This window comes from Limnobaculum zhutongyuii (assembly GCF_004295645.1).
Classification (GTDB): Bacteria; Pseudomonadota; Gammaproteobacteria; order Enterobacterales; family Enterobacteriaceae; genus Limnobaculum; species Limnobaculum zhutongyuii.
The window spans coordinates 136,541-158,634 of the sequence record NZ_CP034752.1 but is presented as its reverse complement, the minus strand read 5'-3'; the positions used below and the strand labels follow the sequence as shown (position 1 = coordinate 158,634).

At 46.6% G+C, this 22,094-nt stretch carries 18 protein-coding genes and 1 pseudogene; 11 read left to right on the top strand and 8 right to left on the bottom strand.

Features of this window, described 5'->3' with window-relative positions; genetic code table 11:
* The first annotated feature begins 19 nt into the window (after nt 1-19).
* Both EKN56_RS20805 and EKN56_RS00370 read left to right on the top strand, forming a co-directional pair.
* The gene (locus EKN56_RS20805) at nt 20-142 is read left to right on the top strand and encodes a YshB family small membrane protein (protein ID WP_140920480.1); all 123 of its coding nucleotides are present in this window, start codon (nt 20-22) and stop codon (nt 140-142) included.
* Between the two features lie 51 nt (nt 143-193).
* On the top strand, nt 194-628 hold the full coding sequence (locus EKN56_RS00370) for a GFA family protein (protein WP_130590000.1): 435 nt from the start codon (nt 194-196) through the stop codon (nt 626-628).
* A gap of 271 nt (nt 629-899) precedes the next feature.
* On the opposite strand, the gene hemN is transcribed toward EKN56_RS00370, so the two are convergent.
* Together hemN and yihI are read right to left on the bottom strand one after the other, a co-directional pair.
* Complete coding sequence (hemN, locus tag EKN56_RS00365) at nt 900-2,273, bottom strand: oxygen-independent coproporphyrinogen III oxidase (protein WP_130589999.1); 1,374 nt, start codon at nt 2,271-2,273, stop codon at nt 900-902.
* Between the two features lie 203 nt (nt 2,274-2,476).
* Complete coding sequence (yihI, locus tag EKN56_RS00360; protein WP_130589998.1) at nt 2,477-3,025, bottom strand: Der GTPase-activating protein YihI; 549 nt, start codon at nt 3,023-3,025, stop codon at nt 2,477-2,479.
* Between the two features lie 696 nt (nt 3,026-3,721).
* Here yihI and yihA point away from each other — a divergent pair.
* Nucleotides 3,722-4,372 (top strand): ribosome biogenesis GTP-binding protein YihA/YsxC, encoded by a 651-nt coding sequence (gene yihA, locus EKN56_RS00355; protein WP_130589997.1) that lies wholly within the window; start codon nt 3,722-3,724, stop codon nt 4,370-4,372.
* A 374-nt stretch (nt 4,373-4,746) separates the two neighbouring features.
* On the opposite strand, the gene polA is transcribed toward yihA, so the two are convergent.
* On the bottom strand, nt 4,747-7,542 hold the full coding sequence (polA, locus tag EKN56_RS00350; protein ID WP_130589996.1) for a DNA polymerase I: 2,796 nt from the start codon (nt 7,540-7,542) through the stop codon (nt 4,747-4,749).
* A gap of 704 nt (nt 7,543-8,246) precedes the next feature.
* On the opposite strand from polA, the pseudogene EKN56_RS00345 reads away from it, so the two are divergent.
* Nucleotides 8,247-9,155: pseudogene (locus EKN56_RS00345) on the top strand (acyltransferase).
* A 104-nt stretch (nt 9,156-9,259) separates the two neighbouring features.
* Here EKN56_RS00345 and EKN56_RS00340 read toward each other — a convergent pair.
* The 3 genes from EKN56_RS00340 to glyQ all read right to left on the bottom strand — a co-directional run bounded on the left by EKN56_RS00340 (nt 9,260) and on the right by glyQ (nt 14,071).
* On the bottom strand, nt 9,260-10,732 hold the full coding sequence (locus EKN56_RS00340; RefSeq protein ID WP_130589995.1) for a DASS family sodium-coupled anion symporter: 1,473 nt from the start codon (nt 10,730-10,732) through the stop codon (nt 9,260-9,262).
* A gap of 342 nt (nt 10,733-11,074) precedes the next feature.
* Nucleotides 11,075-13,147: a glycine--tRNA ligase subunit beta gene (glyS, locus tag EKN56_RS00335; protein WP_130589994.1), complete on the bottom strand. Its 2,073-nt coding sequence runs from the start codon at nt 13,145-13,147 to the stop codon at nt 11,075-11,077.
* A gap of 9 nt (nt 13,148-13,156) precedes the next feature.
* The gene (glyQ, locus tag EKN56_RS00330) at nt 13,157-14,071 is read right to left on the bottom strand and encodes a glycine--tRNA ligase subunit alpha (RefSeq protein WP_130589993.1); all 915 of its coding nucleotides are present in this window, start codon (nt 14,069-14,071) and stop codon (nt 13,157-13,159) included.
* A gap of 120 nt (nt 14,072-14,191) precedes the next feature.
* On the opposite strand from glyQ, the gene EKN56_RS00325 reads away from it, so the two are divergent.
* The 4 genes from EKN56_RS00325 to EKN56_RS00310 all read left to right on the top strand — a co-directional run bounded on the left by EKN56_RS00325 (nt 14,192) and on the right by EKN56_RS00310 (nt 16,431).
* Nucleotides 14,192-14,761, top strand: a complete 570-nt coding sequence (locus EKN56_RS00325; protein ID WP_130589992.1) for a DNA-3-methyladenine glycosylase I — start codon at nt 14,192-14,194, stop codon at nt 14,759-14,761.
* Entirely contained in the window at nt 14,758-15,201 is a 444-nt protein-coding gene (locus tag EKN56_RS00320) for an N-acetyltransferase (protein ID WP_130589991.1), read from the top strand. The genes EKN56_RS00325 and EKN56_RS00320 overlap by 4 nt, the downstream gene beginning before the upstream one ends.
* A gap of 281 nt (nt 15,202-15,482) precedes the next feature.
* On the top strand, nt 15,483-15,752 hold the full coding sequence (locus EKN56_RS00315) for a glycine zipper 2TM domain-containing protein (RefSeq protein ID WP_130589990.1): 270 nt from the start codon (nt 15,483-15,485) through the stop codon (nt 15,750-15,752).
* A 19-nt stretch (nt 15,753-15,771) separates the two neighbouring features.
* Nucleotides 15,772-16,431, top strand: coding sequence for an OmpA family lipoprotein (locus EKN56_RS00310; RefSeq protein WP_130589989.1), 660 nt, complete (start codon nt 15,772-15,774; stop codon nt 16,429-16,431).
* A gap of 304 nt (nt 16,432-16,735) precedes the next feature.
* Here the strand turns inward: EKN56_RS00310 and EKN56_RS00305 are convergent, their stop codons facing one another.
* Nucleotides 16,736-17,365 carry a cysteine hydrolase family protein gene (locus tag EKN56_RS00305; RefSeq protein ID WP_210405322.1) on the bottom strand — a complete coding sequence of 210 codons (630 nt, stop codon included), beginning with the start codon at nt 17,363-17,365 and terminating at the stop codon, nt 16,736-16,738.
* Nucleotides 17,366-17,496: 131 nt separating this feature from the next.
* On the opposite strand from EKN56_RS00305, the gene EKN56_RS00300 reads away from it, so the two are divergent.
* The 3 genes from EKN56_RS00300 to EKN56_RS00290 all read left to right on the top strand — a co-directional run bounded on the left by EKN56_RS00300 (nt 17,497) and on the right by EKN56_RS00290 (nt 21,083).
* A complete protein-coding gene (locus EKN56_RS00300) occupies nt 17,497-18,486 on the top strand; it encodes a GlxA family transcriptional regulator (RefSeq protein WP_130589988.1) in 990 nt (329 codons plus the stop codon).
* A gap of 81 nt (nt 18,487-18,567) precedes the next feature.
* Nucleotides 18,568-19,542, top strand: coding sequence for a glyoxylate/hydroxypyruvate reductase GhrB (gene ghrB, locus EKN56_RS00295; RefSeq protein ID WP_130589987.1), 975 nt, complete (start codon nt 18,568-18,570; stop codon nt 19,540-19,542).
* Nucleotides 19,543-19,832: 290 nt separating this feature from the next.
* Nucleotides 19,833-21,083 carry a valine--pyruvate transaminase gene (locus tag EKN56_RS00290; protein ID WP_130589986.1) on the top strand — a complete coding sequence of 417 codons (1,251 nt, stop codon included), beginning with the start codon at nt 19,833-19,835 and terminating at the stop codon, nt 21,081-21,083.
* Nucleotides 21,084-21,587: 504 nt separating this feature from the next.
* On the opposite strand, the gene ibpB is transcribed toward EKN56_RS00290, so the two are convergent.
* Nucleotides 21,588-22,019: a small heat shock chaperone IbpB gene (gene ibpB, locus EKN56_RS00285; protein ID WP_130589985.1), complete on the bottom strand. Its 432-nt coding sequence runs from the start codon at nt 22,017-22,019 to the stop codon at nt 21,588-21,590.
* Nucleotides 22,020-22,094: the final 75 nt, after the last annotated feature.

Genomic DNA, 22,094 nt, shown 5'->3' with positions numbered 1-22,094 from the left:
GTCAGTACGGAGCAGGATCATGCTGGAAAATTTAGCTAATTTATTTAACTTCAGCACCGAAGTCGGTGCAATGACAGGGCAGTCACCTCAAACCGCTTTTGCAGCTATCTTGTGTGTGATTATGTTTGTTTTATTCTCCTGATTTTCTCCTTTTATACTGGAGGGTAACCAGGACTAACAGCAGATAAAAATAATGGGAAAGGTCAACGGAACATGCCTGTGCGGCAGCGTAAAATTTGAAGTTTCTCTGGAAGATTATCAGGTATCCGCCTGCCAGTGTTCGATGTGTCGTCGCTGGGCCGGGGGGATTTTCCTCTCTCTTGATATCAAAAACTCTCTTGTTATTCGTGATCCATCGGGTTTAAAACACTATAAATCCTCAGAGTGGGGGCAACGCGGTTTTTGTGAACACTGCGGAACCTCTCTGTTCTGGCAAACCGCAGACGGTAAGCAAACCTATGTCACTTACTCTTCTCTGGAACTGAGTGAATCGGAACTGGATAAGCTAAAACTGACCGCCGAGATCTTTGTTGATAACCAACCGAAGTTTTATTGTTTTGGGAATAAGACGGAGAGACTAACGGGGGAGGATGTGATGCGGTTGTTGCGGGAAAGTGGGGAGATATAACAGGTCAGCTTTTGAGGATATTCCGGCCGTAAAAACGATGCTGCTTATCTCATCTTTGTGCTCGGCCGGAAGGGCATCTGCACTTAGCATCAGAGTGCGTCGGGCCTAGATTCCCTAGGGGCAGTTATGAAACACCTTGCGGTGTTTCACCCTGCGGGCCAGCGCTAGCGCTGTTCAAACAGGCTTTCGCCTGTTTGTCGTTGGCTTACGCCAAGTCGACCCCAACGGAAATCTCTCCCTCCGATTGGCTTAATTAAGTAGGTTTAACTACTTAAATAACCCTCGAGAACTGCTGTCGCCGTGCTTGCTGCCGCAAATAAACGTCAAAACACATGCAGATATTGCGGATCAATAAGCGGCCTTTGCCGGTTACGTCGATACCTTTGTCATCGATTGTGACTAACCCATCTTTTTCCAGCGGGATCAGCAGTTTCAGATCTTCGGCAAAATATTCCGCAAAGCGGATATTGTGCGCTTTCTCGATCGGAGCAAAGTCCAGGCTGAAGTTACAAATCAGGGTCTTAATCACATCGCGGCGGATACAATCATCTTCCGTCATTGCCAGACCTTTCCACAGCGCATTGCCTTTCTCTTCAACTCTGGCGTAGTAAGCCTTTAAATCTTTCTGATTCTGGGCGTAAGTATCACCAATCATACTGATGGAAGATACGCCCATGCCCAGTAAATCGCTGTCACCGTGAGTGGTATATCCCTGGAAGTTGCGGTGCAAATGCCCTTCTCGTTGAGCAATAGCCAGTTCATCATCCGGACGAGCAAAGTGGTCCATGCCAATAAACTGATAACCATCGTTGGTTAATGAACTGATGGTTTCCTGCAGGATCTCCAGCTTTTCATTAGCCGAAGGCAAATCGTGATCTTTAATTTTTACCTGCGCAGCAAAACGGCTGGGTAAATGCGCATAGTTAAATACGCTCAGGCGATCCGGGCTTAGTTCAGCCACGCGCTGGAGCGTAAAAGCAAAGCTTTCTGCCGTCTGCTTTGGTAAGCCATAAATCAGATCGATATTGGTAGAGCGAAAGCCCAGCGCTTTAGCACGGTTGATCAGGGCGAAAATGAATTCTTCATCCTGTTCGCGGTTTACCAGACGCTGTACTTCTTTATTAAAGTCTTGTACACCCATACTCATACGGTTAAAACCTTCTGAGCGCAGGTGGTCCAGAATATCCAGTTCGATTTCCCGTGGGTCAATCTCAATAGAAATTTCAGCATCCGGCTGGAAGTTAAAATGCTGGCGCAGCATTCCCATCAGTCGGGTAATTTGCTGTTGATTCAAATAGGTTGGTGTACCTCCGCCCCAGTGCATCTGCGAGACCTGACGGTTAGCAAACAGCGGAGCGCGATGACGAATCTCTTGTTCTAGTACATCAAGATACTGCTCAACTTTATGCCCCTGACGGGTGACAATCTTGTTGCAACCGCAGAAATAGCAAAGCTTGTGGCAGAAAGGAATATGAATATAGAGGGAGAGCGGGCGTTCAGGGTACCGGGCAACCGCCGACAGAAAATCGCTTTCTCCGTACTGCTCACTAAATTCAAGCGCCGTTGGATAAGAAGTATATCTGGGCCCGGAATAGTTATATTTCTGAATAAGGGCCAGATCCCAATCAATCATCTGCGTCGACATTTGCTCACTCCGTCTTATTGTTTTGTCTCCCCGATCGTTTATTTACGTTTTTTATAGTACTGCTTTTTCTAATACCGGGGGTTTTGGCTGAGCGCCAACTGTGTTTCAGTTGGTTCAGCCATAATAGTCTACCTAATAACCAGACCAGATAACATGCCAGTATCAAACCTGGTATCAGGAATACTAACTGCATAGTCGATTATTTACTCTTGAGGACTGTTTCTTTTGAGTAATTTAACAATATCTTCTTTCTGCTCTTGAGGCTCATCCAGCATATCGTCTTCCTCATCGCCTAAATCAATACCTAAAATAGACATCAGCTCATCAATGCGATCGAGAGTATTGTCTACATAACGTTGTTCTTCCGCTGACAGTTTTTTGCCATCGTCAATCGCATCGAGTAATTCATTCAGGCGATCGTCATTTTCCAACAGGGCTAATTCTTGCTCTGGCGGTACGCTGGTCGCTTTTGGCGGTTTAGGTGCCTTAGGCTTAGCCACTACGGCCTGATTGCCTTCAACAATCAACGGAACCGGCGTTTTACTGCCAATACGCGGATCTTTAAAAGCCCCGCTGGATTTCTGATTTTTCCCGGACTGGGAATCAACGTTAGTACGCGCACCCGCTGAATTACCTCGATGTTTTTTCGCACGCTTACGCGCCCGAGCCTCGGCATCAACTTCTTCACGACTTTTACGCTTTGCTTTGACAACTTTATTGTTGCCCTTAGCGGTATTTTGCGGCTGCTTCATAGCGAATTCTCTAAAGTGGAGATATTGGGTCGGAATCTAGCAGAAACCAAGAAAAAAGGCGACAGAGTTATCTGTCGCCTTAGTGTCGAACCATTAAAGGAAAAATTATTTCCTAATCTCATCCCTGTGAACAAACAACGTCCCGGTTTATCCTTTTGTTATTTTTCCAGTCCCTGGTAGTGCCCTGACTCTCTTCCTGGAGAAACATGCTCATCCCTGGTGCTGTCCTTAGCTCTTGCTCTTCCTGAACTACGCTTCTGCGTATCCTGACGTCCTTATCCGTGTTACTATCCTGTATCACGCTACCTAATTCCGTTAGGTATTTCCTTCTGACTCTGTAAACATCATCCTGATGTTTACATGAGATTCACATCCTGTGAATTTCTGTCCTGGTGCATCCCCTTGCTTGATGTGTACTTTACTATGCTGCGGCAGCTAAACAAGTAACTAACTGGTATTAATACTAGGTATTTTCTGTCCTACAAAATAACTGGCTGATAATAAACGTGTTAAATTACAGGGCTACTTAAAAAAGAGGACATTGCCCTACTTTTCTATGGCAAATGTCTCACAAGGGTTAGCTGGCTATTACCACAATATCTGCTAGCTAGCGTGAAAATTGACAATAAACTCACCCTTTCTTACGGAAGACAGTATAATTGCCAGCCAAATTTGCTATTCGCGGAGACGAACGTTTTGACACTGAAAAACTTTAACTATCATAAGACACATTTCGTCACCAGCGCCCCGGACATTACCCATTTGCCTGTTGATTTTGGTATTGAGATCGCCTTTGCCGGTCGTTCTAATGCAGGAAAGTCCAGCGCCCTGAATACGCTGACCAATCAAAAAAACCTTGCTCGCACCAGTAAAACACCGGGGCGAACTCAGCTAATTAACCTGTTTCAGGTTGAAGAAAATCTTCATTTGGTAGATTTGCCGGGGTATGGCTATGCCGAAGTGCCTGAAGAGATGAAACGCAAATGGCAACGCGCACTGGGCGAATACCTGCAAAAGCGTGAATGCTTGAGAGGTCTGGTGGTACTGATGGATATCCGCCATCCGCTAAAAGATCTGGATCAGCAGATGATTCAATGGGCAGTAGACGTAGAGCTACCGGTCATGATTTTACTGACCAAGGCCGACAAACTGGCCTCCGGTGCCCGTAAAGCTCAACTCAATATGGTACGCGAAGCGATTTTACCGTTTCAGGGAGACATTCAGGTCGAGATGTTCTCATCCCTGAAGAAACTGGGGGTTGATAAACTGCGTTTGAAACTGGATGAATGGTTTAATCTGGATTTTAATCATAGTGATGAAGAGATTGACGATCAGCCTGCCGAGTAAGCCCTGCCCTATTTCTTTCCTGAATTTCAGATAAAAAAACGCCCCATTCAAACGAATGGGGCGGCTAATATAAAGCCAATCCTATTACAGGGTTGAAAAATAGAACATCTTACCTCTGTACCCTACAACGCTAACTCTACTCCATTTCTCACACCGGGAAAAGTAATTTTTGTAAAAAAATTACAAGTACTTTGATTACATACCGAGACTGTTATCACAAAAAAATTGAGTTTATGTAGTTTAGTTACATAGATATCCACACCGGTGATATGGAAAATCATTATCTATGTAGATGTTTGAAAATAAAAAAAGCTCCAACGTTTATCACATTGGAGCCTGTCTAAGCGGTCAGTTATGACATGTTCAGAGCGTGATTAGTGCGCTTCGTCCCAGTTCATTCCAACCCCAACATCCACTTTCATTGGCACAGCGAGTTTTACACACTGCTCCATCAGCTGGCGGATCGTTTGTTCTGAAACATCCAGCACCGACTCATGAACTTCAAACACCAGTTCATCGTGTACTTGCATAATCATCTTCACCAGTGGTTTGTCTTGCTGTTGCAGCCAGTTATCCACTTCTATCATGGCGGTTTTAATGATGTCTGCCGCGGTACCCTGCATTGGTGCGTTTATAGCTGCCCGTTCTGCACCTTTACGGCGCATACCGTTGCTGGCTTTAATATCCGGCAGATATAAACGACGACCAAACAGTGTCTCAACGTAACCCTGTTCAGAAGCCTGTACGCGAGTACGCTCCATATATTCCAGTACACCCGGGTAACGCTCAAAATAGAGGTCCATATAGCGCTGAGCTTCGCCCCGTTGGATCCCCAACTGGCGCGCCAGACCAAATGCGCTCATGCCGTAAATCAAACCAAAGTTAATCGCCTTCGCGCTTCGACGCTGCTCACCGCTAACCTGTTCAAGTGGCGTTCCAAATACTTCAGCTGCCGTTGCCCGGTGGATATCTTTGCCCTGAGCGAAAGCATCCAGTAGCCCTTTATCACCGGATAAATCAGCCATAATTCTCAATTCAATTTGAGAATAGTCAGCCGCCATAATCCGGTACCCTTCCGGTGCAATGAATGCCTGACGAATACGACGCCCTTCTTCATTACGTACAGGAATGTTCTGCAGATTAGGATCGCTTGAAGAGAGACGCCCGGTAGCCGTCACGGCCTGATGGTAAGAAGTATGCACCCGACCAGAAACCGCATTCACCATAAGCGGCAGCTTATCCGTATAGGTAGTTTTCAGCTTGGCCAAACCACGATGTTCCAAAATCACTTTCGGCAGTGGGTAGTCCAGCGCCAGCTCGGCCAGCACTTCTTCATTAGTAGAAGGTGCGCCACCCGGCGTTTTCTTCAGTACCGGTAATTTCTGCTTTTCATAGAAAATTGCCTGTAACTGCTTGGTAGAGGAGAGATTAAACGGCTCGCCTGCCAGCTCATGAGCCTGATCCTCCAGCTCTTTTAATCGTTGAGCTAATTCGGCCGAATGCTGATTTAAAATCTGAGCATCAATCAATACGCCGGTACGTTCCATACGTGACAGCACCGGAACCAGTGGCATCTCAATCTTGCGGAAAACCCGTTCCAGACTTGACTCTTGCTGTAACTTAGGCCACATAGCCAGATGTAGCTGCAATGTCACATCAGCGTCTTCTGCGGCGTAAGGCCCTGCATGCTCGATGGCGAGCTGGTTAAACGTCAGCTGATTTTTACCTTTGCCCGCCAGTTCATCAAAACTGATAGTTTTATGATTCAGGTAACGGTTTGCCAGGCTATCCATATCGTGACGTCCGGCAACGCTGTCCAGCACGTAGGACTCCAGCATGGTATCAAACTCAATACCGCGTAAATTAATGTCATAACGAGCCAGCATACTTTGGTCAAATTTCAGATTTTGACCAATAATCAACGCTTTTTCACTTTCTAACAGCGGCTTCAGGGCTTTCAATACCTCTTCAGCATTCAGTTGATCCGGCGCACCAATATAATCATGACCAAAAGGAACATAAGCCGCCTTACCGGCTTCAATAGCAAAAGAGACGCCTACCAGATTGGAACTCATATAATCCAGGCCGTCAGTCTCGGTATCAAAAGCAAACAGTTCAGCTTGTTCCAGCTGTTTTAACCAGCGGTTAAAACTATCCCAGTCGAGGATAACTTCATAACCTTCCTGAGATAAGATAGCGGAAACCTCCGGTGCGGCAGCAGCAGCCTGATAGGCAACCGGAGCAGGTTTACTTGCACCACTGCCCTTGTTACCGGCTTTCAGGGTGCCGGTACTTTCCAGCTCAGCCAGCCAGCGCTTAAACTCATAACGGGCAAACAGCTCGCGTAGCTCGTCAACTTCAGGTTCACGCAGTGCCAGATCCTGCTCATTAACCTCCAGCTCCACATCGGTTTTAATGGTAGCCAGCTTATAAGAGAGGTAAGCAGCATCTTTATGCTGTTCCAGCTTTGCCGCCATAGTTTTTGCACCGCGAAAACTTAAATCAGCAATTTTATCCAGTTGGCTGTATAAGGTATCTAACCCACCCAGCCCTTGCAGCAATGCCTGAGCCGTTTTTTCACCAACGCCGGGAACGCCAGGAATGTTATCGGAAGAGTCGCCCATTAATGCGAGGAAATCGATAATCAGCTCAGGCGGTACCCCATATTTTTCACATACCTCTTCCGGCCCAAGAATAGTGTTGTTCATGGTGTTAATCAGCGTAACCTGCGGCGTAACTAGCTGTGCCATATCTTTATCGCCGGTACTGATTAATACATCACGTCCTTTCGCTGCGGCGCTCAGTGCCAGAGTACCAATAACGTCATCAGCTTCCACACCGGGAATAACTAATAGCGGGATCCCCATCGCTTTTACCATTTGGTGTAATGGTTCTATCTGAGCACGCAGGTCATCCGGCATCGGAGGGCGGTGAGATTTATATTCAGCAAACAGTTCATCACGAAAGGTTTTTCCCTTGGCATCAAATACCACCACGATATGGCTGGGCTGACATTGAGCTATCAGGCTGCGTAACATATTCAATACGCCGTACATCGCCCCTGTAGGAACCCCTTCACGGTTAGTCAGCGGTGGAAATGCGTGGAACGCGCGATAAAGATAAGAGGAGCCGTCAACGAGCACCAGTGGGTTTTCTGCAATCTTAGCCATAAAATGATTCTTTGCTGTTTGATTCATCAATAGTGGTAAGCATGCCATAGCTGAGGCCAGGAAACGAATAGCTTATTTAACTTTAGCGATACAGACAGGAAATAAATCCATTAATTTACCCATAAATCCTGTGGATAACTCGGTGGATAAAAGTAAGTATATGTTATACAACAACGGGATAGACTCCGAAAAAGCAAAAATAAACATTAATAAATCAAAGAGATATATATAAAAGTCAAGTTCTCATTCTAAATATGGCACGATCTTCAACTGTGGATATTTGATTTATTAGTGATTCATATCTGTCAAGGGCTATGGTTCCCTTTTCTGATAATTAACCAAATAATTTTAGTAAAAAATGGGATGAAAGAGACTTCATCTGAATGTATCCCAACACCTCAAAATATCCCGTTATAAAGACCGTCAAAACAACACATTCATTCTGTCATTATCTTTGACAGCAGTTTCATTTACAGACCAAAAGGTCGGAATAGAATAAGTTGCTGAACGACCTTTCTGCTCTCCGCAGATTTTGTTCATTAGCCAATTTATTAATATGGTAGCCTTACGTGCGTTATAGTTTCAGTCGAACTTATTGCAATAATTTATTTTAGTTTTGGCTTTCTGTTAGAATTAGCCAAAATTTGAAGAATGATGAGTATTCATTGTCTTGGATGCCAGTAGACCAGTAACGAAAAATAGACATGCCAAAACTGTTTGCCCCAATTATCTTTGTCATCACGACAATATTAACCATCGTTTTTACCATGCTCTGTTCTGTGCCTATGGTAATCGCTGGCATCTTGAAACTTTTACTGCCCTTTAAAGTAGTCAGTCTTGGTGTATCCGCATTCTGTAATTTTATGATGTGGTGTTGGTGCGTTTCCCTGGCCTTCATTTTAAAAATTACCAATCGCATTGAATGGGATATTGAGGGTGCAGAAGACCTCAGTAAGCAAAACTGGTACCTGCTGATTAGCAACCATAAAAGCTGGACAGATATCGTCTCCCTTTGCGTCGTGATGCGTAACCGCATTCCAATGAATAAATACTTTCTCAAACAGCAACTGGCATGAGTTCCTTTTATTGGCATCGCCTGCTGGGCACTGGATATGCCATTTATGCGCCGTTACTCGCGCACTTATCTGTTAAAACATCCGGAAAAACGTGGTAAAGATATTGAAACCACGCGCCGCTCTTGCGAAAAATTTCGCGACCACCCCACGACCATTGTTAACTTTGTAGAAGGTTCGCGTTTTACCCGGCAAAAAAGAGAGCAGCTCAACTCTCCTTATCAAAACCTTTTGCCACCAAAATCGGCAGGCATTGCGCTGGCACTCAATGTACTGGGCGCCCAGTTTGATCGTATTTTAAACGTCACCCTTTATTACCCTGAAAACGAAGATAAACCGTTTATTGATCTGTTGAGCGGTCAAATGAAACGTATCGTGGTACGTATCGAAACACTGCCGATAGATGACAGCATTCGCGGCGACTATCTGAATGATAAGCTGTTTAAACGTCAGTTTCAGCAGTGGTTGCATGAGGTTTGGCAGAGGAAAGATTTGCTGCTGGAGCAGTTAAAATCACAATTTAATAAGCCTCAGCAATAAATCCGCATTTCAGCATGTTTAAAAATCACAAAGGCCCGCATTTCTGCGGGCCTTTAGATCTCAGTGCTTTAGATCTCAGTGAATGTCAGCTGAGAGCCTGTCTGTTACCAATATCCTAACCACTTCCACCATGCTCCACCGACGGTTATCCAGATGATCAGGTTGACCACACTCAGGATAAATCCGGTTTTCCACCATTCGGTTAGCGTCACATAGCCAGAACCAAAGATGATTGGAGCAGTACCCGTACCATAATGAGTTAACGACATCATTAATGAAGATGCGAAAGCAAGAATCAGGCCCAGTAGTGCAGGAGGTGCGCCAAGCGCTAAACCAGCGGCAAAGAAAGCGGCAAACATAGCGGTAATATGAGCGGTAGTACTGGCAAAGAAGTAATGGGAATAGACATAAACCAGCGTTAACAAAATAGTACCGCCAATCCAGCCAATACCCAGATTATCAATAGCGCCACCCACCGTCTGTGAGAGCCAGCTGATAAGGCCCAGCTTACCGAGGAAAGTCGCCATCATCACCAGTGCGGAGAACCAAACTACCGTATCCCAGGCACCTTTATTTTTCAGTAAATCTTCCCAGCTCAGAACGCCGGTCATCAGCAAAATAGACAGGCCAATAAACGCAGCCGTGGTGGGATTGACCACCCAACCCTCTCCCAGGAAGAACGCGGGAATGCCAGCCCACATCACCAGCAGCAAGCCAAATACCGCCAGAGTAATCTTCTCAGACAGAGATACTGGGCCTAACTCGCGCAGTTTTTCTTTAGCAAACACCGGAGCATTTGGCGTGCTTTTAATTTCTGGTGGATACAACCAGTAAATCACCAGCGGTACCACAATCAATGAAACAATGGCAGGGATCAGCGCGGCAATGGCCCACATTCCCCAGGTGAATTCAATACTCGGGTCTGTACCCTTAATGATCAGGGCAACAATCAACGGGTTAGGCGCAGTCGCCGTAATAAACATTGCTGAGGTAATAGGGTTAATATTGTAGTTCACCAGCGAAAGGTAACGACCTATCTTCTCCGTTGATCCGGGCTCAGGCTTAGAGTTAAAACTGTCGGCAATAGAGCGCATAATCGGGTGGATGATGCCACCACCCCGGGCAGTATTACTTGGTGTCACGGGAGCCAGCGTCGTTTCGGCAATTGCCAGCGCATAGGCGATACCAAGCGTTCTTTTGCCAAACAGAGAAATAAAGTAGTAACCGATACGTGCACCTAAACCGGTTTTATTCAAACTTTGCGAAACCATAATGGAAATACCAATCAACCAGATAAGCTGATTAGAAAAACCACTTAACGCATCATTTAGCGCAGCGCCTGGCTTACCGGGATTGGTGACCCCCGTCAGCGCTACCAGCGCAATAGCGACGATTGAAAGCGCACCAATAGGCATGGCTTTACCAATAATCGCCGCAATGGTTCCAACAAACAGCGCCAGCAGGTGCCAGGCATTGGGTGTTACGCCCTCTGGTACCGGGATAACAAACCAGATGATCAGAGTAATCGCAATCGCAACAAGAGAAGGAACAGGTTTTAGCGGAGTCATTTTATCCATAATATTGTCCATTTAATCATATAGAGTGGGTATCTCAGAAAAAGAACTGAGACAAATTCAGGCAAAACAGCACCTTTGTCACATCATTAAATGACTTAATTTTGGGATTGAAGAACCGGGCGTTTTAATAAATAACGCTTTGATATCATGCAATACAAAATCATTTCATTTCACATAATTTAAACAAAACTTATCATACTGGTTTTATAAAACCAGAACAGACATATTGTTTAAAAAAGTCGGGTGACTACAAAATTTTAACAACGGCGGGAGTATCTGATTTCCAAGCAGGTTGTTTCGATAATATAAGTCGAAACAACCTGTTGGAATAGGCAGGACAAATTAGCTGTGTAGCAGAGAGATGTCAGCGACTCTCAGGAACATATCGCGTAATTTGCTCAGCAACGTCAGACGGTTAACTCTGATAGCATCATCCTCAACCATCACCATGACTTTATCGAAGAAAGCATCAACGTATTCACGCAGATCCGCCAGTTCAACCAGCGCTTCCTGATAGCGTCCTTCTTCAAACAGTGGTTCCAGCTTATCGCGTAATACTGCCATTTGAGTTACCAGATGGATCTCTTCCGGCTCTTTCAGTATTGCCACGTTGGTTCTGTCATGTAACGTATCCGTTGCTTTGGACAGAATATTGGATACCCGTTTATTAGCCTCAGCCAGTGAAGCAGCGGCATCCAACGAGCGGAAGTGTGATACCGCCTTAACCCGTGCATCAAAATCAGCCGGCTTAGTTGGGCGACGAGCCAATACCGCCAGAATCACGTCAATGCTGTAGCCAACGTCCAGATACCAGGCACGGAAACGGCCCAGCATAAATTCAACCACATCATCGGTAACGTTAGTGTTAGTCAGCTTATCACCGTATAGACGCACCGCTTCTTCGGTTAATGTCGCCAGATCTAACGGTAAATTCTTCTCAACGATGATACGTAAGACACCCAGCGCTGCGCGACGTAATGCAAAGGGATCTTTATCCCCTTTAGGATTTTGGCCAATGCCAAATATACCCGCTAAAGTATCCATCTTATCCGCAATCGCGACGGCACAGGCAACCAGCGAATTAGGCAGATCGTCACCGGCGAAACGCGGCATATATTGCTCATTTAAAGCAACCGCCACTTCTTCGTCTTCACCATCAAAGCGAGCATAGTGCATTCCCATCACGCCTTGCGTATCGGTAAATTCAAACACCATGTTGGTCATCAGGTCGCATTTAGACAGTAAGCCTGCACGGGTCGCTTTGTTAACGTCTGCGCCAATCTGGCTGGCAATCCAACCGGCCAGCGCCTGAATACGATCGGTTTTATCACGTACAGTACCAAGCTGTTGTTGGAACAGAACGGTTTCCAGACGTGGCAGGCGATCTTCCAGACGATGCTTACGGTCGGTATTAAAGAAGAATTCCGCATCAGCCAGACGTGGGCGAACCACCTTCTCATTACCAGAGATAATCTGTTGCGGATCTTTAGATTCAATATTCGTCACGAAGATAAAGTTCGGCATTAAACGACCCTGATGGTCATATACCGGGAAGTACTTCTGGTCGCCTTTCATGGTGTGTACTAAGGCTTCCGATGGTACCGCCAGGAACTTCTCTTCAAATTTAGCAGTTAATACTACTGGCCATTCCACCAGCGAAGTGACCTCTTCCAGCAGGCTTTCACTGATATCCGCTACACCACCAAGTTTATCGGCGGCGGCTTCGGCATCACGCTTTATCAGTAGCTTACGGGTATCATAATCGGCGATCACTTTGCCGCGTTCGATCAGAATTTTTGGATACTGATCGGCGCTACCAATGGAGAACTCAGCTTCACCCATAAAACGGTGGCCACGAATAATGCGGTCTGACTTAATGCCCAGAATAGTTCCGTCGATCAGTTCACTGCCGTACAGCATGGTTACGGTATGAACCGGGCGGATAAACTGAGTATCTTTATCACCCCAGCGCATTGGTTTAGGAATGGGCAATTTAGCCAGCGACTGAGCGACCAAATCGGCCAACAGCGCCTGCACTTGCTGGCCTTTAACCTGAGCGCGGTACATCAGCCATTCGCCTTTGTCCGTGGTCAGACGTTCAGCCTGTTCAACGGTGATACCGCAACCACGAGCCCAGCCCTCTGCGGCTTTGCTTGGTTTACCTTCAGCATCAAACGCCTGAGAAATTGCCGGGCCGCGTTTTTCAACTTCACGATCGGGCTGTGAGGCCTGCAGTTCAATGACTTTCAGAGCCAGACGGCGTGGAGCAGCGAACCACTCAACCGTGCTGTAGGACAAATTAGCGTTGTCCAGTTCCGCTTTAAAATTTGCAGCAAAAGATTCAGCAAGAGAGCGAAGCGCCTTCGGTGGCAACTCTTCCGTGCCGATTTCCACAAGGAAAGTTTGTTGAGTCATGGCGTTCTCTTAAACCTTTTTCTTATCACACATAGGGAAACCTAATGCCTCGCGAGAAGCATAGTAAGCCTCAGCAACCGCTTTGGTCAGCGTACGAATACGCAGAATATAGCGTTGACGCTCGGTCACAGAGATTGCTTTGCGGGCATCCAGCAGGTTAAAGCTATGGGCCGCTTTCAGAATGCGCTCATAGGCTGGTAACGGCAGTGGTGTTTCCAGAGCCAGTAACTTCTGCGCCTCTTTTTCATACTGCTCAAAGCAGCTGAACAGGAAGTCAGTATCAGCATATTCAAAGTTATAGGTAGACTGTTCCACTTCATTTTGATGATAGATATCACCATAGGTAGTCTTACCGAAAGGACCATCGCTCCAGACCAGGTCATAAACACTGTCCACGCCCTGAATATACATGGCCAGACGTTCAAGTCCGTAAGTGATTTCACCAGTGACGGGTTTACACTCCAAACCACCTACCTGCTGGAAATAGGTAAACTGAGTGACTTCCATTCCGTTTAGCCAGACTTCCCAGCCAAGACCCCAGGCACCCAGCGTTGGGTTTTCCCAGTTATCTTCAACAAAACGGATATCGTGCACGGTCGGATCCACGCCCAGCTCTTTCAGCGAGCCGAGATACAGCTCCTGAATATTGTCCGGAGAGGGTTTGATAATGACCTGAAACTGGTAGTAGTGCTGTAAGCGGTTCGGGTTTTCACCATAGCGGCCATCCGTAGGACGGCGGGAAGGCTGCACATAAGCAGCGGCTATTGGCTCAGGCCCTAAAGCCCGCAGGCAGGTTATTGGATGCGACGTACCAGCACCGACTTCCATATCCAATGGTTGGACAATGGTGCAGCCCTGACGCGACCAATAATCCTGTAATGTTAGGATTAATCCCTGAAAGGTTTTATTATCGAACTTCTGCATGTTGGATCCGCGCGCGATAGAGTTTAATTAATGTAGCTGATAAGTATACCTATAGACGACCAGATGTGCAGCTCTAATCCATACCGGACACAGGATTTTGTTAAAAATCAGGGGAAATATATGCAACGTTGTAGTTGGGTCAATCAGGATCCGCTTTACATTGAGTACCATGACAACGAATGGGGAAAACCCGTTCGCGATAACCAAAAACTGTTTGAAAAAATTTGTCTGGAAGGACAACAAGCCGGTCTTTCATGGATTACCGTATTGAAAAAACGTGAAACTTACCGTCAATGTTTTCACCACTTTGATCCGGTAAAGGTCGCTGCGATGACCGAAAAAGACATTGATAAACTGATGGAAAATCCGGGGCTAATTCGCCATCGCGGCAAGCTGGAGGCCATTGTGCATAATGCTAAAGCTTATCTGTCCATGCAGGCTGCCGGAGAGGACTTCGCCACGTTTATCTGGTCGTTTGTGGAGAATACGCCAATCCTCAATCACCTTTCGATGAAAAAACCTGAGGAATTCCCTGCTTCCACACCGATTTCGGTCGCCATGGCAAAAGCGCTGAAAAAGCGTGGTTTTAAATTTTTCGGTGCGACGACTTGCTATGCCTTTATGCAATCAATGGGGCTGGTTAACGATCATATGATTGAGTGTTTCTGCCATCCGGACAATCACGCGTGATCCGTCGTTATCAGCCACAGGATTTAGATGCGCTAATGGCGCTATGGTTAACCACCACCATTAAGGCGCATCCTTTTATTGAACCATCCTACTGGCAGGAAAGTGAGCCACTGGTTCGCAACGTCTATATTCCTGACGCTACTACCTGGGTCTGCTGTGAAAATGATGAAATCATCGGTTTTATCAGCGTGATGGAACAACAGTTTATTGGTGCGCTGTTTGTTGACTTTAGCCAACAGGGAAAAGGCATCGGCAACGCGTTGATTGAGCAGGTTAAAATGCATTATCCCAGGCTGCTACTTGAGGTCTATCGGGAAAACACTCATGCACTTCAGTTCTATCTGGCGATGGGTTTTCATATTGTCAGTGAACAACCCCATCCGGAAACACAACAAATAACCTTAATCATGCAATGGCAAGCCCCGCTCATTGCTGCCTGATAACAACTCTTTAGTCGCACACAGGGTAAGCGCTGTCGTAGTAAACCCTGTATAGCTACCGCACTTAATTACCCTTTTACTGATTATCAGCCTGCTATAATTGTAAAGATACGGATCTGATAGCAGTGACAAAAACTATGCTATTACCCCGTATAACGGCCTTTTCGCGGTTGTTAAAGAAGTGTCCTGCAATTGAAAAATTTGCGTAAAGAAACTTCCTTTCCGCAAAAATTAGGCTTTAATCTGCTGTATCAGGATATTGATTCAACGAGGTACAGGTTATGAAAAAGTTTATTGCAGCAGTTGTTGTCGTTACATCTATGCTGTCATTGGCAGGTTGTGCAAATCCGTATGGTGGAAATAATCCTAATAACAACCAGGCAGCAAACGTAGGTGTTGGTGCAGGTGTTGGAGCCGTTGTTGGTGCGGGCATCGGTGCATTATCTTCCTCGCACAAAGATAATACTAAGGGAGCCCTGATTGGTGCTGCCGCAGGTGCTGCGGTTGGTGCTGCTTCCGGAGCCATTCTGGGCAATAGCTCAGGTCAGTAATTCTGTTTAAGGTATATGTATGAAAAAGTTTATGATTGCCACGGTTATTGCGCTTAGCGGAACACTAGCCGTTTCGGGTTGTACCACTAACCCTTATACCGGTGAATCACAAGTTGGCGATTCTGGCATTGGTGCAGGTATTGGTGCTGTTGTTGGCGCAGGTGTAGGTGCACTGTCATCATCGAAGAAAGACCGTGGTAAAGGTGCTCTGATTGGCGCTGCTGCTGGTGCAGCGCTTGGTGGTAGCGTTGGTTACTATATGGACGTTCAGGAAGCTAAACTGCGTGAAAAAATGGCAGGTACTGGCGTGAGCGTTACTCGTTCCGGCGATCAGATCATTCTGAATATGCCAAATAATGTTACTTTTGATACCAGCAGCAGTACGTTGAAGCCTGCGGGTGCAAACACTCTGACCGGTGTTGCAATGGTATTAAAAGAGTACAACAAAACTGCAGTGAATGTGCTTGGTCATACCGATAGCACCGGTTCTCGTCAGTTAAACATGAATCTGTCTCAGCAACGTGCTGATAGTGTAGCAAGCGCATTAATTACTCAGGGCGTTGCGGCTAACCGTATTCACACCCAGGGTGTTGGTCCGGATCAGCCGATTGCTTCTAACAGCACAGAGGCGGGTAAAGCGCAGAACCGTCGTGTGACAATTACATTGAGCCCATTGTGATTGGGGTTTGATGTTTTGCGAGAAACCGGTGCACAGCGCCGGTTTTTTTATGGCTGGTAAACTATTTTGAGTGATTAAATCGGCAACTGAGGATATTTCGGCCGTAAAAATGGTATTTCGTATATCGCCTTAGTACTCGGCCGAAAGGGCCATATACTTAAGTTTTGAGTGCGTCGGGCCTAGGCTGCCTACGGGCACTTCGTTGGCTGACGCCAAGTCGACCCCCACGGCACCCTCTCCCTCCGATTAGCTTTTTTAAGCTTTGTTATCAAATATAATGTCAATGTCATCATCTCTATATTTCTTATCTTTTCTTACATTTCCCGAGCTTTATGGTTAGATGCCACAATATTCCCCCAGCTATACCTTGTTTATTCTCCACCGCTTTTAGCCACTCTGCTGTTGATGCGACGGCGGCAAACCGTGAATGGAAGACTACGCTGAATACCCGATGGATCTCTTCGGCTGTTGCCTTTCCGGCCTGATTTTCGTAAGGGAGGCTTCCTGTGGCGTCGGACAGAAACTCGACGCTAAACCCTGCATGGCTGGCGTGGTAAATGGTGGAAGCATCACAGTTGTGGGTCATGTAGCCGACAATGGTTAAGGTATTTATTTGTCGGTCTTTCAGCCAGGCCATGAGTTCTGTTTCGGCAAATGCGTCGGGTAAACGTTTTTCAATCAATATATCGTAATGCTGACGCTGAATTTCCGGGTGTAATTCCCACCCTTTGCTGCCTTTAGCAAATACCGGTGAGTTTTCCGCTGCGCTGTTTTGCACCACAGCAATGGGAATACCCTCTTTTTTTGCCACCGCCATGGCCCGAATAATATTGTTTAATGATGTCTCCACCGGTGGATATTCAATGGGTAAATCCCCGGTGAAATACTCATTCTGCACATCAATAACGATCAATGCTCTTGTCGGATTGTTCATCAATAGTTTCCTTATAACCCGTTAACACTTCTGCTATTTTGCGGGCTTGCTCACTTATCGGATAGTGACCTGAATGACAGATATCGATAGAATCAGGCCAATTATCTTTGCCTGAAGCTCAGGGAATATGCATGGAACCGCTGACCAACCCGACCACAATTGCCGTTGCCGCTTATCAGGGCATAAACCCGTTTAATCTCTCTATTCCCCATACGGTATTCAGTAATGTGCTGAATCAGGATGGTTCTCCCCGTTTTCGGGTAATCACCTGTGCGCTGGAAGAGAAGCAGATAGAAAGTTCGATGGGGCTTAGCCTCACTGCCGAATACGGTATTGAAGGCTTCCAGCAGGCGGATATCATCATTGTGCCATCCTGGCACCGCATTGATATTGCACCTCCTGAAGAGTTTATTGATGTACTAAAACAGGCTAACCGACAGGGTGTAAAAATTGTCGGCTTATGTCTGGGGGCTTTTGTCCTGGCTAAAGCCGGGTTATTAAATGGTAAGGCGGCAACCACCCACTGGAAATGGGCCAATGCTTTTAGCCTACGCTATCCGGAAGTAGAGCTGCGCGCAGCGGAGCTCTATATTGATGAAGGCAATATTGTAACCTCTGCCGGTATGGCCGCGGCGATTGATTGTTGCTTACATATGCTACGGCAAATTTGCGGAGCAGAAATCGCCAATCAGGTTGCCCGTCAAATGGTTGTTGCACCTCATCGTCAGGGTGGTCAGGCACAATTTATTGAAATTCCACTGCCGGTATCACGACAGGATGATCGCATATCTCAGGTGCTTAACTGGGCAGCGCAACATCCAGAATTACCGCACTCTATCGATTCACTGGCGCAAAAAGGAGCGTTAAGCCGTCGAACCTTTACCCGACATGTGCGGCAAACTACCGGCACTACGGTAATGCAATGGCTGTTGAATCAGCGCATTGCTAAAGCACAACGAATGCTGGAATCCGGTAATCATTCCATGGAGAAGGTGGCGGCAGAATCTGGTTTTAATACCGTGGCATCCCTGCGTCAGCACTTTACTAAAGCGTTGAATATTTCCCCCTCATCCTACCGGAAGCAGTTCAAAATAAAGGCAGAACAGTCCACCAATAAATAAACCAAAAACCGGTCATGATTTATTTATTAGTTATGGTAATGTTTGCTCACTGACAATCTATCCCATCGCAGAGGACAGGATATGAAGCCATCGATCGTCTCCTATAAGAAACTGCCCGAAGATTTACAGGACAAACTGGAACAACGTTTTTCCGTTACCGCTTTTGACTCCATTACTAATGAAAATCGCGCCGACTTTATTAAAGCCCTGGCTAAAGCCGAGGGCATCATTGGTGCTAACGAAACTATCGATCGTAAATTGCTGGAACAGGCACCGGTACTCAGAGCGGTTTCTACCATTTCTGCCGGTTTTGACAACTTTGATGTTGATGCCCTGACCGAAAGAAAAATTCCTTTGATGCATACACCAGGAGCCCTGACTGAGACGGTAGCGGATACGATTATGGCGCTGGTGCTGACCACCGGTCGGCGCATCCTGAATGTGGCGGAACGAGTAAAAGCCGGAGAGTGGAAAGGCAGCGTAGGCGAGAACTGGTTTGGTACCGATATTCACCATAAAACCATGGGAATCATTGGTATGGGACGTATTGGTACCGCACTGGCCCAGCGGGCGCATTTCGGTTTCGGTATGAAAATTGTTTATAACACCCGCAACCGCAATCCGGAGGCAGAAAACCGCTTCGATGCCATTCATATGGAATTAGATAAACTGCTGTCGGTAGCCGATTATGTCTGTCTGATATTGCCGTTGAATCCACAAACTCGCCACCTGATTAATGCAGAACGATTCGCACTGATGAAGCCATCCGCCTTCTTTATTAATGCCGGACGTGGCCCGGTGGTGGATGAAGCAGCATTAATCGAAGCCCTACAGCAAGGCACTATTGCCGGTGCGGGTCTGGATGTATTTGAAAAAGAGCCGCTGCCAAAAGACTCCCCGCTGCTGTCGATGCCGAACGTGGTTGCTATTCCGCATATTGGCTCAGCGACCTTTGAGGCACGCTATGCCATGGCTGCCAGCGCCGTTGACAATTTAATTGCCGCCATGACGGACAGTATCGAAGGCAACTGCGTGAATCCTCAGGTTATCCGCTAGCACACAAATCTACCCTTCGTCTTACCGTGTCTGCATCAAATCATACATTTTTTTTGATGTAGTCACGGTAAAAATGCAGTTTATTTATCAGCACAATCCCTCGGAATTAACCAAATAAACCTGTTGAATACCACATTTAATGGTCGTCTGAACCACACATTTCACCATATGTGGTAATTACTACAGAACTTCAGGTAAAAATCAGTCAAATACTCACCCGTTGCACCAGCTAAGGTCTGTCGGTATGGTTAATGGTTATTCCCCTCAGCCCATAACATCAATGTATTAACATGACATTTTCATCTTTTGGTAAAAAATTTACCCGTTTTTCCGGCATTACCCAGTTAATGAGCGATTTAAATGAGGGTTTACGCACTCCCGGGGCAATTATGCTCGGAGGCGGTAACCCTGCAAAAATTCCGGAAATGCAAGACTACTTTACTCAGCTTTGTGCCGATCTGCTGGCAGAAGGAAAGCTCACCGAATCTATCTGTAACTATGATGGCCCGCAGGGGAAGAATACCTTTCTGACCGCACTGGCAGAGATGTTGAGCAAAGAGCTAGGCTGGCCGATTGAAGCGAAAAATATCGCTCTGACCAATGGCAGCCAAAGCGCTTTTTTCTATCTGTTTAATCTGTTCGCCGGTCATCAGCCCGATGGACAGGTGAAGAAAGTTCTGTTTCCACTGGCGCCGGAATATATCGGCTACGCTGATGTAGGGCTGGAAGACGATCTTTTGGTGTCTTATAAACCAACCATCGAGCTGCTGCCCGAAGGCATGTTTAAATATCACGTCGATTTTGACCATCTGCATATTGGTGATGATATTGGCGCTATTTGTGTCTCTCGTCCAACCAACCCAACGGGTAACGTATTAACCGACGAAGAAGTGATGCGTCTGGATGCCATTGCTCATCAAAAAGGCATCCCGCTGATTATCGATAACGCCTACGGTGTTCCGTTCCCAGGTATTATCTTTAGTCAGGCCACGCCGCTATGGAATTTGAATACCATTCTGTGTATGAGCCTCTCTAAACTGGGTCTGCCGGGCACTCGCTGCGGAATTATTATCGCTAATGAAGAAACCATTCAGGCCATGGGCAATATGAATGGCATTATTAGCCTGGCACCGGGTAGTATCGGCCCGGCACTGGCTTTAGAGATGATTGAACGCGGCGATTTACTCCGTCTTTCAGAGCAGGTAATCCGCCCCTTCTATCAACAGCGTGTAGAGCAAACGCTGGCGATTATTCGCCATTATATTCCGGCAGAACGCTGCCTGATCCATAAACCTGAAGGTGCCATCTTCCTGTGGCTATGGTTCAAGGATTTACCTATCAGCAGTCAAACCCTGTACCAGCGGTTAAAAGCTCGTGGTGTACTGATGGTGCCAGGTCACTACTTCTTCCCTGGCCTGGAGCAGGAATGGCCGCATACCCAGCAATGTATGCGGATGAACTATGTGCCGGAGCCCGAGTTAATAGAGAAGGGAATTATTGTATTGGCGGAAGAGATTGAGAGGGCACATAAGGAAGGATAAATCCGCGCTTTGAAAGATATATAATTCAGTTTCTCTTATTCGCCATTTTGTAAAATAGAAGGGCAACACTTACTGGGTGTTGCCCTTGACCTTTTCATGGAGCACTGGAATTCAGCCGACAACTGAAAGAGGGTAGCACGCCAAACATGGACGTTTGGCGAGGCGCTGCTTCGCCGGACAAAATTGCAGGAGCAACTTTGAACAGCACAACGTGCTGGCCCCGTAGGGGTGAGCCTCATGGATGAGGCGAATAAACCGAATCAGCGCCAATGAAGGCGGAGGGAAGTCGCCACAACGCGGTATACCGCGTTGAACAGCGCTTGCGCTGGCCCGCAAGGGTGAATACATCATTTCATGATGTATTCATAGCGCGACCTGAATTCGCGTGCGAAGGCGCGGGGGTGCAGGGGGCGTTCGCCCTTAACGCCCCTTGCTCGGCCACTTGCACTGCCGCCAATTTGAACACCGCACTACTAGTGGACGAAATTTCTCCCACAGCCATAATTACTGCTGATGCTCAATCACATCCTGCTTACCAATCACTATCCGCTGCGCCTGCAACGCCTCCGGTACTCTGCGTTCAATATCGATATGCAGCAGCCCCAGTTCAAATTTGGCTTCGGTGACAACCATATGGTCTGCCAGAGTAAAGCTCAGTTCAAACGCTTTACACGACAATCCCTGATGCAGATACTGCACTTCTTTTTCTATTTGGGTTGGGTTGCCTTTTACCGTCAGACGCTGGCCTTCTGATTCTATTTCCAGATTTTCCTGTTTAAATCCGGCTAAGGCTAATGTGATGCGATAGTGGTTATCGTCACTTTTCTCAATATTGTAAGGAGGGAAACCGGAATCCGCATTACCCTGCATGCTGCTGGCCAGTTTGTCGAATCCGATCCACTGACGAAATAACGGTGATAAATCATAATTACGCATAATATAACTCCTTCTTTGAAGCGAGTGAGGTCTGCCCCCATTACGGCAGGCAAATAACGGTTATGGCGCTTAGCG